Here is a 14,220-nt window from a genome sequence, read left to right on the forward strand (position 1 = left end):
AAATAAATACGATGAAGGATTTTTTAGGGCGTGCTGGCTGGGCCGGTCTGACATTGCTGGGGGTATTCGCGGTGGCACAAGTGGCGCTCTCCAGAGGGGAAACACTGAATGTCTTGTGGCTGATCACAGCGGCTATCTGTATTTATGCGATCGCCTACCGTTTTTATGCTGCCTGGATCGCCGCCAGTGTATTAAGCCTGGACGCCACACGGGCGTCGCCTGCCGAGCGCCTGAGTAATGGCCGGGATTTCGTGCCCACCAATCGCTGGGTGGTGTTTGGTCATCACTTTGCTGCTATTGCAGGGCCTGGGCCTTTGGTCGGGCCTACATTGGCAGCGCAATTTGGCTACCTGCCCGGCACGCTATGGATACTGATCGGAGCGGTGCTTGGTGGTGCGGTGCAGGATATGGTGACACTGTTTTTATCCACCCGCCGCAATGGCCGTAGCCTGGGGCAAATGGCACGCGATGAAATCGGTGTCATAGGCGGTGTTGCCGCCATGTTTGGCACGTTTATGATCATGATTATCCTGATCGCCGTGTTAGGGCTGGTGGTGGTGAATGCCATGAAGCATAGCCCCTGGGGAACCTCCACCGTGGCAGCAACCATCCCGATCGCCATGTTTGTAGGCGTGTATATGCGTTACCTGCGGCCAGGACGCGTGCTTGAAGCTTCGTTGCTGGGTGTGATCTTGTTATTAGGGTCGGTCGTGCTTGGTGGTTGGGTAGATCATCACCCGGTGTTCTCGGCCTGGTTTGACCATGAGGGCTTGCCGCTGGCGTTTAGCGTCATTGCCTATGGTTTTGCCGCTGCTGTGCTGCCGGTATGGTTGCTGCTGGCGCCGCGCGATTATTTATCTACCTTTATGAAACTGGGCACTGTGCTGATGCTGGCCATCGCCATTTTATGGCTGCGTCCGGATATCCGCATGCCTGCCATCACTCCATTCATTGATGGCACAGGCCCCATCTTTGGCGGCAAGTTGTTCCCGTTTGTGTTCATCACCATTGCCTGCGGGGCGATTTCCGGTTTCCATGCCTTGATTGCCAGCGGCACCACCCCCAAGCTGATCACCAGTGAAAGTGACATCCGCATGATAGGTTATGGCGCCATGTTGCTGGAAAGTTTTGTGGCGCTGATGGCCATGATTGCGGCGACTATTCTTGAACCTGGCGTCTTCTTCGCGATCAACAGCCCAGCCGGTGTGGTCGGTAAAGAGGCACTCGATGCTGTGAATACCATCAGCAGCTGGGGCTACCAGGTGTCTGTTGAGCAAATGCAGAATTTGGCCAGTGCCATGGGTGAAAGTACCTTATTTGCCCGCACCGGCGGCGCACCTAGCCTGGCAGTCGGCATGGCCAGTATTCTAGGCACTGTGTTTGGTACCCATCTATTGGCGTTGTGGTATCACTTTGCCATTATGTTTGAAGCTATTTTTATTTTAACCACTCTTGATGCCGGTACCCGCGTTGGCCGCTTTATGCTACAGGATATGCTGGGTAACCTGCATCCCAAGTTGGGCGAGACGTCTTATACACCTTCGGTTATTTTCACCAGTGCACTCGTGGTCGCCGGTTGGGGATATTTCCTTTACATCGGTGTGATAGACCCCAATGGCGGCGTGAATATCCTGTGGCCATTGTTTGGTATTGCCAACCAGATGCTGGCAGCGATTGCCTTATCTGTAGGTACCGGCATATTGATCAAATCAGGCAAAGCCAGCAAAGCCTGGATTACCGGCTTACCTTTAATCTGGCTACTGATTATTACGACCACCGCGGCTTATGAAAAAATCTTTAGCAATGATCTGCGGGTAGGTTTTTTTGCTGCAGCTAATGATTTGTCACACAAACTGGCAGCGGGGCTATTACCGCCTGACAAAGCCGCTGTCGCACCGCAATTGATTTTTAACCAACAACTCGATGCCTGGCTGACCCTGTTTTTTGTGGTAGTTTTGTGGGTGGTTTTTGTGGATGTGTTCGTTATGAGCTGGCGTTACTTCGCAGGCAAACCAGTTTTGCCTTCCACCGAGACGCCTTATGTGCCGACCAGCTATGTCCCCGGCAAATTTTCAGGTTAGGAATCGTTGATATGAAATGGCTCAGGCAATGCTGGCAGCGCATCCGCCAATTATCAGGTGATGATGTTTATGACCGGTATCTGGCACATTATGCCGAACACCATGCACATGAACCTGATGTTGCTGCGCCTTTGTCACGCGCTGAGTTTTTCAAACAATGGCAGGATCAGAAGTGGCAGGGCATTAAACGTTGCTGCTGAACACCGGTCTTATTTGGCCGAACAATAAGACAAGGTTTTGAAAGCACAAGGTTTTGAAAGCAGTAGTACAAGTCTGTAGGGCTTGTGCTTAATGCGTAGGTGATTACCCCGCACATGGTTGTTTTCTAACGAAACCGCCCCGGCCAGCAGGGATCTACGCAACATTTGCTGGTCCAGCGAGTATTGCTATACAGGTCTGAATGTAACAAACCTGTATCAGGTGCGCATGGTGCTGCGTATTCGGTTAAAATAAAACATTAACGACTATCCTAGTGTTTCAGATGCCTAAATACCGCTCACACACGACTACGCAAGGTCGTAACATGGCTGGTGCCCGCGCCCTTTGGCGAGCCACCGGTATGAAAGATGAAGACTTCTCCAAGCCGATTATCGCTATTTCAAACTCGTTTACCCAGTTTGTGCCCGGGCACGTGCATCTTAAAGATTTAGGTCAGTTAGTCGCACGTGAAATTGAGAAAGCCGGTGGCGTCGCCAAGGAATTCAATACCATTGCCGTGGATGACGGCATTGCCATGGGCCATAGCGGCATGCTGTACAGCCTGCCCAGCCGCGACTTGATCGCCGACAGTGTGGAATATATGGTGAATGCGCATTGTGCAGATGCACTGGTGTGTATTTCCAACTGCGACAAAATCACGCCTGGCATGCTGATGGCAGCACTGCGCTTGAATATCCCTGTGGTATTCGTCTCTGGCGGCCCGATGGAAGCCGGCAAAGTAAACTGGCAAGGCACCGTGCGTAAACTGGACCTGGTAGATGCCATGGTTGAAGCGGCAGATAGCCGCATCAGCGATGAAGAAGTCGCTGAAGTTGAACGTTCTGCCTGCCCAACGTGCGGCTCCTGTTCCGGCATGTTTACCGCAAACTCGATGAACTGCCTGACAGAAGCATTAGGCTTGAGTTTGCCTGGCAATGGTTCTACCCTGGCAACACATGCCGCGCGTAAACAATTATTTTTGCAGGCTGGCCGCCTGATTGTCGATCTGGCCAAGCGCCATTACGAGCAGGATGATTATTCCGTCTTGCCGCGCAATATCGCCAATATGCAGGCCTTTGAGAATGCCATGAGCCTGGATGTGGCCATGGGCGGCTCTACTAATACCGTGTTGCACCTGCTTGCCGCAGCGCACGAAGCGGGCATCGACTTCACCATGCGCGATATTGACCGTATCTCGCGCCAGGTGCCTTGTGTATCTAAAGTGGCGCCAGCCACCAGCAAATATCACATGGAAGATGTGCATAGGGCAGGTGGCGTGATGGGCATATTAGGGGAACTCAATCGCGCTGGTGTCATCCATACGGATGTGCCGACCGTTCATAGTGCAAGCATGGGTGAGGCGTTAGCCAAGTGGGATATCGTCACTACGCAAGATGAAGAGGTGAAAAAGTTTTATCGCGCCGCGCCTGGTGGTATTTCCACCACCATTGCTTTCAGCCAGAGCATGCTGTGGCCGGAGCTGGATGATGACCGTGAAAACGGTTGTATCCGCAACAAGGAACATGCTTACTCACAAGATGGTGGCTTGGCCGTGTTGTACGGCAATATCGCGCTGGATGGCTGTATTGTGAAAACTGCCGGTGTCGACGAGAGTATTTTGAAATTCACTGGCCGCGCACGCGTGTTTGAAAGCCAGGATGACGCAGTGGAAAGTATCCTCGCCGACCAGGTAGTCGCTGGCGATGTGGTTGTGATACGTTATGAAGGCCCACGTGGCGGACCAGGCATGCAGGAAATGTTGTACCCGACTTCCTACCTGAAATCCAAAGGCCTGGGTAAGGAGTGTGCTTTGCTGACAGACGGACGTTTTTCGGGGGGTACTTCAGGATTGAGCATCGGCCATGCTTCACCGGAAGCGGCAGAAGGTGGCGCTATCGGGCTGGTGGAAGAGGGTGATACGATAGAGATCGACATCCCTAACCGGACTATCCATTTAGTCATCAGCGATGAAGACATGGCGCACCGCCGTGCCACTATGGAAAACAAAGGGCACCATGCCTGGAAACCAGTGAGCCGCGAACGCGTGGTTTCGCCAGCGTTGCGTGCCTATGCCGCCATGAGTACCAGCGCCGCCAGAGGCGCAGTCAGAGATGTGTCACAAATTGAAAGGGGTGGTAAATGACCGCACATGCAACATTGGAACATGGTCAACCCGATATGACAAAGCGTATGAAACTGCATGCGCACGTCAACCAGCTGCAAGATGAGAATGGCCTGCAATACCTTGAGATCGATAACCCGCTGGCGACTGGCAAAATTGCGCTGCAAGGCGCACATGTCATGGAGTGGCAGCCTAAGTTCTTATCTGATCCGGTATTGTGGCTGTCCAGCAATGCACGCTACGTGAAAGGCCGTTCAATCCGTGGTGGCACACCGATCTGCTGGCCATGGTTTGGCGCACATCCGACTGATAGCACTTTGTGTCCACATGGCTTTGCGCGCGTGATTCCATGGCGCGTGATGGATATTGATGCGACGCCAACCGGCGCCACACGCATTATCCTTGAAATGCAACAAACCCCTGAAGCGCAACGCCAGTTGTCTTACCCTTATGAGTTGACACTGACGATTACCATAGGCCGCCGTTTGCGGATAGACCTGGCCACTACCAATCTGGCCAAGCACCCATTTGTCATCAGTGAAGCTTTCCATACTTACTTTAATGTCAGCGATATCTCCAATATTAAAATCACTGGCATGCAGGACTGCGTCTACCTAGACAAATTGCTGGATTACGAGCGTAACGTTGAACACAATGCACTCGCCTTTGATGGCAGTGAATATGACCGTGTTTACGTGCACCATAGTTCGGATTGCGCGATCCATGACAGCGGATTTAACCGCATTGTGCATATCGCGAAATCGGGCAGTGATGCCACCGTGGTATGGAACCCGGGCGCAGAAAAAGCTGGCACTATGGGCGACATGGGCGTGGGTGACGAATGGCGCAAAACCATTTGTGTAGAAACCACCAATGCGCTGGATAATATGGTCGTCATCAATCCTGGCCGCAAACACATCTTAAGCGCCGAATACTCTATCGAAACGTTGTAAATCCCTTCTAAAACGCGCGTGTCAACGCATTCGTGACACGCGCGTTTTACCTTTGTTGGCAAAATACCACCCAAATCTAAATTAGTTGGTTCGGCTTTTGAATTTCACGGCTTCGTACTTGTGGAATTTGAATGGTCAGGTAAGATGCCACATGCATGAAAATGCATTGGGGATTTATTATTTTAAAGATATTCAAGGAGTGCGCATGAAAGTTTTATTTTCTGCAATCACAACAGCCATCTTACTCATGGCTGGTCAGGCACAAGCTGCAGATGCAGCTGCAGCAAAAGCATTGGCACAGAAAAGCGGTTGTTTAGCTTGTCACAGTGTCGATGCGAAAGTATTGGGTCCAGCATATAAAGATGTTGCAGCAAAATACAAGGGTGATAAATCAGCAGAAGGCAAGCTGATTGATAAAGTGAAAAAAGGTGGCAGCGGTGTTTGGGGAAACATTCCTATGCCAGCTAACAGCCCGCAAGTGAAAGACGAAGATATCAAGACGATTGTTGAGTGGATTCTAGCTCTGTAATTGCTACTTGTGAAATTAAAAAAGCCGACTTCATGTCGGCTTTTTTATTGCTGGAATAACGGCTTAGTTATTTGCGTAATTTGGGCGTTTTGCTTAATGGCGTAATTTGCTGTGGCGGATGGAGTAAACAAAGTAGAACGCAACGCCTACCAAGGCCCAGCTGATAAAGCGATGCCAGGTTTCTGCCGGCAGGAAAGACATCAGGGCGCCGCAAGCAACCACACCGGCAACCGGGATGAGCGGATTAAATGGATTCTTGAATGGGCGCGCTAGATCCGGATGGGTGATGCGTAAACGGATCACACCGACACAAACCATGATGAAACTGGCAAGTGTGCCAATATTGACGGTTTCGGCGAGTTCACCCAGCGGAATAAATCCGGCAACGATAGACACCACAAAGCCGCACATCAGAATGATTTTACTCGGCGTCTGGCGATCAGGATTCACCTCGGAAAAGACAGGCGAAATCAGGCCGTCTCTACTCATCGCAAACAGAATACGTGTCAGCCCGTAAAGCAAAACCAGCAGGACGGTGATCAGCCCGGCAATCACGCCGGTTGCTACCAGTGTAGATGACCAGTGATAACCCAGTTTAGTCAGCGCAAACGCTACCGGGGAAGACGTGTTTAATTCTGTATATGGCACCACACCAGTCAAGGTGCCAGAAACGATAATGTAGATAATGGTACAAAACAGCAGCGAAGCGATCAGGCCTATCGGCAGGTCGCGTTGCGGGTTTTTGCATTCTTCTGCCGCCGTGGAGACAGCGTCAAACCCGAAGTAGGCAAAAAACACCAGTGATGCACCGGCGAATACGCCTATATTCTTGCCATTCTCCAGCGTTTCAAACCAGCCGAATGGCATAAATGGTTGCCAGTTGTCGACATTGATATGACCTACGGCCAGGATAATAAAGGTCGCAATGGTGGAGAGTTTGATCGCCACCATCAGGTTATTGGCGCGCGCACTTTCTTTCACGCCCACCATCAGCAATATGGTTAAGATCCAGATGATCGCAAACGCCGGCAGATTGATGCTGCCACCTAACACCGGCGCTTTGGTCAGGTGTTCCGGAATGTGGAAGCCAAGACTGCTGGCGGTATTCACAAAGTAGCCGGCCCAGCCATTGGCCACCGCGGCGGCACCGACGCCATATTCCAGTAGCAGCATCCAGCCCATCATCCAGGCCGCGAATTCACCAAAGGCGACATAGCTGTAGCCGTATGCACTGCCTGAGCCACCGATAGAAGAGGACAGTTCAGCATAGGCGAGCGCTGCGAAGCCTGCTGCAATGCCTGCAATAACAAATGAAAGCACCACGGCCGGGCCTGATTGTGTGGCCGCTGCAATCCCTGTGAGCACGAAAATGCCAGTGCCGATGGCGCCGCCAATCCCGAGTAATGCCAGGTCAAATGCGCTTAAACATTTTCTCAGGCCGGTGTGCGCATGTGGCTGAATTGGTTTTTTACGTAATAATTGTTTTAACATTGCTTGATCCCCTTGTCATACAAGGGTAAAGCAATCGTTATACCAGCGTCAATGCTAACGAGAAATTAGCCGGGAATCGAAGGGTGTGTATAAGGTCAGCTGGCGTAATGTTGCTGCAAGGTGGCGATCATATAGCTATGATCCAGAACGCCTGCGCTCTCGCGGATGCTGTGCATAGCCCACATCGGGTTGCCGACATCTACCGTGGCAATGCCCAGTTGTGCGGCCATGATAGGGCCGATGGTGCTGCCGCACCCAAGGTCGGTGCGGTGCGCATATTGCTGGTAAGGCACGCCAGCCTGCTCGCACAGCTGTATAAAGCGCGCGGCGGTGGCGGCATTGGTGCTGTAACGCTGGTTGGCGTTGGTTTTGATCACCGGCCCCTGATTCACCTGTACATGGTGGCAGGGTTCATAGCTGCCTGCGTGGTTGGGATGAAAAGCATGCGCCATGTCGGCACTGATAAAGAAACTGTGCGAGAAACTACGCAACTTATCTTCGGCTGTCAGTTGTTGGGTATGGCTGATACGCTCCAGCACATCGAGCAGAAAACTGCCGCCAGCGCCGGTAGCCGTTTCGGAGCCGACCTCTTCATGGTCGAATAATGCACAAATAGAGGTCGCCTGCGGTTTTTCGGTGCTGATTAAAGCTTGCAGTGCGGCATGGCAGGAAGCCAGATTATCCAGCTGACTGTTGGCGATAAACTCTTGTTCCATGCCCCAGAAGCTACCGGTTTGCGTGTCATACAAAGCCAGATCCCAGCTCAAGATGTCCTCGGCGGACACCTGTAGCGTATTTGCCAATGTGTCAGACAGTAATTGTCTGGCGGTTTCGCTGCTGGCGGCATGGCCAAAAATCAAAGGCAGGCCAGTTTGCTTGTTGAGTGCCAGGCCTTTTTCATTCACTTCGCGATTCATATGGATCGCCAGGTTAGGCAGGCGGGCGATGGCTTGATCCAGTTTGATCAGGTGAGGAGTGAAGCCTGATGCAGTTCTTACAATGACGCGTCCGGCCAGGCTGAGGTCGCGGTCGGTAAACGTCGCCAGGATAGGCCCGCCGTAAACCTCTACGCCGAGTTGCGCGAGACCTTCAGTGCTGTAGGCTGCCTTGGGTTTTAAGCGCAGGCCGGGCGAATCGGTATGCGCACCGACGATGCGGAACCCTTGCTCGGCAATGGGCGCTTGACCCAGCACGAACGCAATAATAGAACCGCCGTCGCGCACAACGTAGTATTTGCCGCCTGGGTTAACTTGCCAGGCATCCTGCTCATTCAGTTGGGTGAATCCTTGGGCGGCGAGGGCCTGTTCAACATGCGTGACTGCGTGCCATGGGCTGGGGCTGGCATCAATAAAGTTCAGCAGGGCTAGTGCACGTTGTCTGGCTTCTGTTGAGATTGGCATGTTAAACCCAGTCTTTCTCGATCAAAAAATCTGTGTACAGTTTGGCTTCCGGGCTGCCGGTTTCCGGTTTCCAGTCATAGCGCCATTTAACGAGGGGCGGCATGGAAAGCAAAATGGATTCGGTGCGGCCATTGGATTGCAAGCCAAAGATGGTGCCGCGATCATAAATCAGGTTGAATTCGACATAACGGCCACGGCGATAAGCCTGAAAATCACGCTCGCGCTCGCCGTACGACTGATTTTTACGACGCTGCACGATAGGCAGGTAAGCTTGTAAGAATGCATCGCCAATCGCCCGTTGCAAGGCGAAACTCTGGGCAAAGCCAAGTTCGCTAAAATCATCAAAGAAGATGCCGCCCACACCGCGAGGCTCTTTGCGGTGCTTGAGGAAGAAGTATTCGTCACAAGCCTGTTTGAAGCCCGGATAGTATTGCGCACCAAACGGGGCTAAGGCTTCTTTATTGACACGGTGAAAATGGATGCAGTCTTCTTCGTCACCATAATAAGGCGTGAGATCCATGCCGCCGCCAAACCACCAGATATCCGCTTCGCCTGCATGTTGTGCTTTGGCGACAAAGAAACGCACATTCATATGCACGGTCGGGATATAAGGGTTGTGCGGATGAAACACCAGCGACACGCCCATGGCTTCCCATGGCCTGCCTGCGGCTTCCGGATGGGCGACACTGGCTGCGGGTGGCAATTTGTTACCTAACACATGTGAGAAACCCACGCCTGCACGTTCAAACACATTGCCATTTTCCAGCAGGCAGGAGTTACCGCCGCCGCCTTCCGGGCGCTGCCAGCTATCCTGCAAAAAGTTTTTGCCATCTACCAGCTCAACCGCTTCCACAATGCGTGCCTGCAATCCTTGCAGGAAATCATAAACGGCGTGTGGCTGGATAGTGTCTGTCATGGAAGTATTCTTTAATGGCTAATGGCGCGGTAACCGATATCCTGGCGATGTTGCGCACCTTCAAATTTGATGGATTCAAGGATTTTGTAGGCGGCTTGCTGGGCTGATTTCACATCATCACCCAAGGCGGTCACGCATAATACACGCCCGCCACTGGTGACGACTTTACCGTCTTTCAGGGTGGTCCCGGCATGGAACACATGTCCATCCTGCACGTTGTCAGGCAGGCCGGTGATTTCATCACCTAGTTTGGGTGTTTCCGGGTAATTGGCACTCGCCATCACCACGCCCAGGGCAAAGCGGCTATCCCACTCTGTGGTCGCCTGATCCAGCGTGCCATCCACGGCATGTGTTGCCAGAGCGACCAGGTCAGACTTCAGGCGCATCATGATAGGCTGCGTTTCCGGGTCGCCCATACGGCAGTTGAATTCCAGTGTTTTGACCTCGCCACTCGGTGAAATCATTAAGCCTGCATATAAAAAGCCAGTGTAAGGAATACCATCTTTGGCCATGCCTTCTACAGTTGGAATGATGATTTCACGCATCGCCCTGGCATGGACGTCGGGCGTGACCACTGGTGCCGGGGAGTACGCGCCCATGCCGCCGGTATTGGGGCCCAGATCGGCATCCAGCAACCGTTTGTGGTCCTGGCTGGTGGCGAGCGGCAAAATATTCTTGCCATCGACCATCACCATAAAACTGGCTTCTTCGCCGGTTAAAAACTCTTCAATCACGACGCGTGCGCCAGCATCGCCCAGCTTGTTGTCAGCCAGCATGGCATCAACCGCTGCGTGCGCTTCTTCCAGTGTCATCGCCACGACCACACCTTTACCTGCAGCTAAACCATCGGCTTTAATGACGATAGGCGCACCGTTGGCATCGATATAAGTGTGCGCTTCAGTCACATCACTAAAAGTCTGATATTTCGCTGTAGGAATGTTGTGGCGGATCATGAATGCCTTGGCAAAATCCTTGGAGCTTTCCAGTTGTGCCGCGGCTTTGGTCGGGCCAAAGATTTTTAAATTGGCAGCACGGAATGCATCCACGACCCCTTGTGATAAAGGCGCTTCCGGGCCAACAATGGTCAGTGCGATCTGTTCATCTTGCGCGAATTTTACCAACTCATCAATCTTGGTGATCGGCACATTGGTCATGTCTGGAGCTGTGGCAGTGCCTGCATTGCCAGGGGCGACAAACACGCGGCTGACTGCTTTGTTATGGGATACTTTCCAGGCCAGGGCGTGCTCACGGCCGCCAGAACCAATCACTAAAATTTTCATCATTCACTACCTAAAAGTTATAGCCACAGCGCGCAGAGAACTTCAAATTGACAAAGCCTGTTGTGGCTTTTCGCTGTGGCCTCTGTGGCAAATTAAATTAATGTCTAAAGTGGCGAATGCCAGTGACGACCATCGCCAGGCCGCGCTCATCTGCTGCCGCAATCACTTCTTCATCACGCATGCTGCCACCCGGGTGGATCACGCAGCTGGCACCGGCATCGGCCAGTACATCTACGCCATCACGGAACGGGAAGAAGGCATCTGAAGCGACCACCGAGTTTTGCAGGCTGAGGCCAGCGTTTTGGGCCTTGATGGCGGCGATCTTGGTACTATCGACACGACTCATCTGGCCAGCGCCTACGCCCAGGGTCATACCATTGCCGCAAAATACGATGGCATTCGATTTCACATATTTCGCTACATTCCAGGCAAACAGCAAATCCTGCAACTGTTCCGGGGTAGGTTGACGCTTGGTGACGACTTTGATATCCGCCAGTTGTAAGTCGTGGTTGTCGGCAGATTGCAACAGAATGCCTGAGCCTACGCGTTTTGAATCCACCGCATTACGGCCTTGTTGCCAGGCATTGCTGCCACCAGCGGGTAATGCGATTTTGAGTACACGCACATTGGCTTTTGCACTGAACACAGCCAAGGCTTCGGGTGTGAATTCAGGCGCAATCAATACTTCAACAAACTGTTTGCTGACCACTTCGGCAGCGGCGCCATCCAGAATGGTATTAAAAGCGATAATGCCGCCAAAGGCTGAAGTCGGGTCAGTTTTAAAGGCTTTGCCATAGGCTTCAAAGGCATTGGCACCCTGTGCCACGCCGCATGGGTTGGCGTGTTTGACAATCACACAGGCTGGCGTAGTGAAAGATTTCACTGCTTCCCAGGCGGCATCGGCATCGGCGATATTGTTATAACTTAATTCTTTACCTTGCAGTTGCTGGGCGGTGGCCAGGCTGCCTGGCGCCGGATACAGGTCACGGTAGAACGCGGCTTGCTGATGGCTGTTTTCACCGTAACGCAAGTCCTGCACTTTGATAAAGTTGCTGTTCATCTGCCCAGGGAACTGGCTCAGTATCGGTTTGCCAGCGGTTTCCGTTTCGGAGAAATCAATCGCAGACAGGTAGTTGCTGATCGCAGCATCGTATTGGGCAATACGGTTAAACGCCGCCACGGATAATTTAAAGCGCGTAGCTTTTGATACTACGCCGTTGTTGGCTTTCAGCTCGGCAGTGACATCTGCGTATTGCGCAGCATCGGTCAGCACGGCGACATCATTCCAGTTTTTGGCAGCGGAACGCACCATGGCCGGGCCACCAATATCAATATTCTCAATCGCGTCTTCCAGCGTACAGTCGGCTTTGGCAACGGTAGCTTCGAACGGGTACAGGTTCACCACCAGCAGGTCGATGTTCTCTATGCCATATTCCTGCATGGCAGCCACATGTTCCGGCAGGTCGCGACGGCCTAGTAATCCGCCATGCACTTTTGGGTGCAGCGTCTTGACGCGGCCATCCAGCATTTCCGGGAAGCCGGTAAAGTCGCTGACTTCTTTCACCGGGATTTGGTGGTCACGGAACAGTTTGGCGGTGCCGCCAGTAGAAAGAAGCTCTACACCGAGTTGCTGTAATGATTGTGCCAGTTCGAGCACACCGGTTTTATCTGAAACACTGATAAGCGCGCGTTTAATTGTCATGGTATTTAATCTGAGGGGTTGCTGATTATAAAATTGGGTTGGCTCAACACTTAAGAAAATTCTGAATCAGTGTCTGCGCGAGCGAATTGCATGTATTGCGCGGTACTCATGGTCTCGATGTATGTTTGTACTATCTCAACGCCTGCGAGCCATACGCCTTGCACTTCATCTCGCGTGATCACTTAATAAGGTATTTCCTTAAAGCCAAGTCGTGAAATGGTTATTCAAGGCCGTAAGCGGCCATTTTTTTTCTTAAGGTATTACGGTTGATGCCTAACATGTCAGCCGCTTTACTTTGGTTGCCGCCCACCTTGATCAGTACCACTTCCAGCATGGGTTTTTCAACACAGCCTAATACCATGTCGTAAATGGCATGCGGTGGCTGGCCATCCAGGTGGGTGAAATACTCGTCCAGTGACTCGCGGATGGCGAGACTTATTTTGCCATCGGTTTGCATTATGCTGCCAGCTCCTGATCGTTTTCTGCTTCGGTATCGGTCAGGTCATCTGCATAAACCAGCCTGTCACTCTTGGCTTTCAGTTCGCTAAAGAAATCACTGATGGCGTGCAATTGCAGCTCTATGGTTTGCAGGGTGTTCATGTTGTGGCGGAAAGCCGCTGAGCCCGCCAGGCCTTTGGTATACCAGGAAATATGTTTGCGAGCGACACGCATGCCGGTCAAATCGCCATAAAATTCATATAAATCATGCAGATGCTCCAGCATGACCTCGTGGATTTCATCCACGGTCGGCGGCAGCATGTGCTCACCGGTATTCAGGAAATGCTCGGTCTCGCGGAAAATCCATGGGCGGCCTTGTGCAGCACGGCCTATCATCACGGCATCAGCCTTGGTGTAATCGAGTACAAACCTGGCTTTTTCAGGGGTGGTGATATCGCCATTGGCAATCAGCGGGATACTAATGGCCTGTTTGACGGCGGCAATTGTGTCGTATTCGGCATCGCCATGGTAAAGGTCGTTACGGGTGCGGCCGTGTATGGTCAGCGCTTGCACGCCTATGTCTTCAGCCATTCTGGCGATCATGATGGCGTTTTTATTTTGTCTGTCCCAGCCGGTGCGGATTTTTAAAGTCACCGGCACATCCACAGCATTCACCACCGCTTTAAGGATTTGTGAAACCAGCGGCTCATCACGCAGCAGGGCAGAGCCGGCCATGACATTACAGATTTTTTTGGCCGGGCAACCCATATTGATGTCTATGATCTGTGCGCCATTGTCGACATTGTGTCTGGCGGCTTCAGCCATCATGGCAGGTTCGGCACCGGCGATTTGCACCGAGATCGGGCTGACTTCACCTTCATGGTTGGCGCGGCGTTTGGTTTTTTCACTGCCATATAACAATGAGTTGGACGTGACCATTTCGGACACGGCCAGTCCGGCGCCCATTTTTTTGCATAGCATGCGGAATGGACGGTCGGTGACGCCAGCCATGGGCGCGACAACCAGGTTATTTTTTAATAGGTGAGGTCCGATTTGCATGAGAATCAGTAGGCTCTGATAAGTCAGTGAAAAGACTGACTATTTTAACTG

12 protein-coding genes are annotated in these 14,220 nt (G+C 52.2%); 5 read left to right on the forward strand and 7 right to left on the reverse strand.

Annotated features, from left to right (window positions below; genetic code table 11):
- The first annotated feature begins 11 nt into the window (after positions 1-11).
- The 5 genes from ACSSVF_RS06300 (at position 12) to ACSSVF_RS06320 (ending at position 5,883) form a co-directional block, all read left to right on the forward strand.
- Entirely contained in the window at positions 12-2,081 is a 2,070-nt protein-coding gene (locus ACSSVF_RS06300; RefSeq protein ID WP_492406064.1) for a carbon starvation CstA family protein, read from the forward strand.
- Positions 2,082-2,092: 11 nt separating this feature from the next.
- Complete coding sequence (locus ACSSVF_RS06305) at positions 2,093-2,281, forward strand: CstA-like transporter-associated (seleno)protein (protein WP_492406065.1); 189 nt, start codon at positions 2,093-2,095, stop codon at positions 2,279-2,281.
- Between the two features lie 281 nt (positions 2,282-2,562).
- Positions 2,563-4,422, forward strand: coding sequence for a dihydroxy-acid dehydratase (gene ilvD, locus ACSSVF_RS06310; RefSeq protein WP_492406066.1), 1,860 nt, complete (start codon positions 2,563-2,565; stop codon positions 4,420-4,422).
- Entirely contained in the window at positions 4,419-5,354 is a 936-nt protein-coding gene (locus ACSSVF_RS06315; protein WP_492406067.1) for a D-hexose-6-phosphate mutarotase, read from the forward strand. Before ilvD ends, ACSSVF_RS06315 begins: the two co-directional genes overlap by 4 nt.
- Before the next feature lie 205 nt (positions 5,355-5,559).
- A complete protein-coding gene (locus tag ACSSVF_RS06320; RefSeq protein WP_492406314.1) occupies positions 5,560-5,883 on the forward strand; it encodes a c-type cytochrome in 324 nt (107 codons plus the stop codon).
- A gap of 93 nt (positions 5,884-5,976) precedes the next feature.
- Here the strand turns inward: ACSSVF_RS06320 and ACSSVF_RS06325 are convergent, their stop codons facing one another.
- From ACSSVF_RS06325 to dusB, 7 genes are all read right to left on the reverse strand, one after another.
- Positions 5,977-7,374, reverse strand: a complete 1,398-nt coding sequence (locus tag ACSSVF_RS06325) for an amino acid permease (protein ID WP_492406068.1) — start codon at positions 7,372-7,374, stop codon at positions 5,977-5,979.
- A 95-nt stretch (positions 7,375-7,469) separates the two neighbouring features.
- Positions 7,470-8,774 carry a M18 family aminopeptidase gene (locus ACSSVF_RS06330; protein WP_492406069.1) on the reverse strand — a complete coding sequence of 435 codons (1,305 nt, stop codon included), beginning with the start codon at positions 8,772-8,774 and terminating at the stop codon, positions 7,470-7,472.
- A gap of 1 nt (position 8,775) precedes the next feature.
- Positions 8,776-9,690 carry an oxygen-dependent coproporphyrinogen oxidase gene (gene hemF / locus ACSSVF_RS06335; protein WP_492406070.1) on the reverse strand — a complete coding sequence of 305 codons (915 nt, stop codon included), beginning with the start codon at positions 9,688-9,690 and terminating at the stop codon, positions 8,776-8,778.
- 11 nt (positions 9,691-9,701) lie between these two features.
- Positions 9,702-10,970, reverse strand: a complete 1,269-nt coding sequence (gene purD / locus ACSSVF_RS06340) for a phosphoribosylamine--glycine ligase (RefSeq protein WP_492406315.1) — start codon at positions 10,968-10,970, stop codon at positions 9,702-9,704.
- A 97-nt stretch (positions 10,971-11,067) separates the two neighbouring features.
- Positions 11,068-12,672 (reverse strand): bifunctional phosphoribosylaminoimidazolecarboxamide formyltransferase/IMP cyclohydrolase, encoded by a 1,605-nt coding sequence (purH, locus tag ACSSVF_RS06345; RefSeq protein WP_492406071.1) that lies wholly within the window; start codon positions 12,670-12,672, stop codon positions 11,068-11,070.
- A gap of 220 nt (positions 12,673-12,892) precedes the next feature.
- Positions 12,893-13,129, reverse strand: a complete 237-nt coding sequence (locus ACSSVF_RS06350) for a helix-turn-helix domain-containing protein (RefSeq protein WP_379032405.1) — start codon at positions 13,127-13,129, stop codon at positions 12,893-12,895.
- The gene (gene dusB / locus ACSSVF_RS06355; protein ID WP_492406072.1) at positions 13,129-14,169 is read right to left on the reverse strand and encodes a tRNA dihydrouridine synthase DusB; all 1,041 of its coding nucleotides are present in this window, start codon (positions 14,167-14,169) and stop codon (positions 13,129-13,131) included. Before dusB ends, ACSSVF_RS06350 begins: the two co-directional genes overlap by 1 nt.
- Positions 14,170-14,220 lie beyond the last annotated feature (51 nt).

It is taken from the genome of Methylophilus sp. E2MeOHC9, from assembly GCF_058744375.1.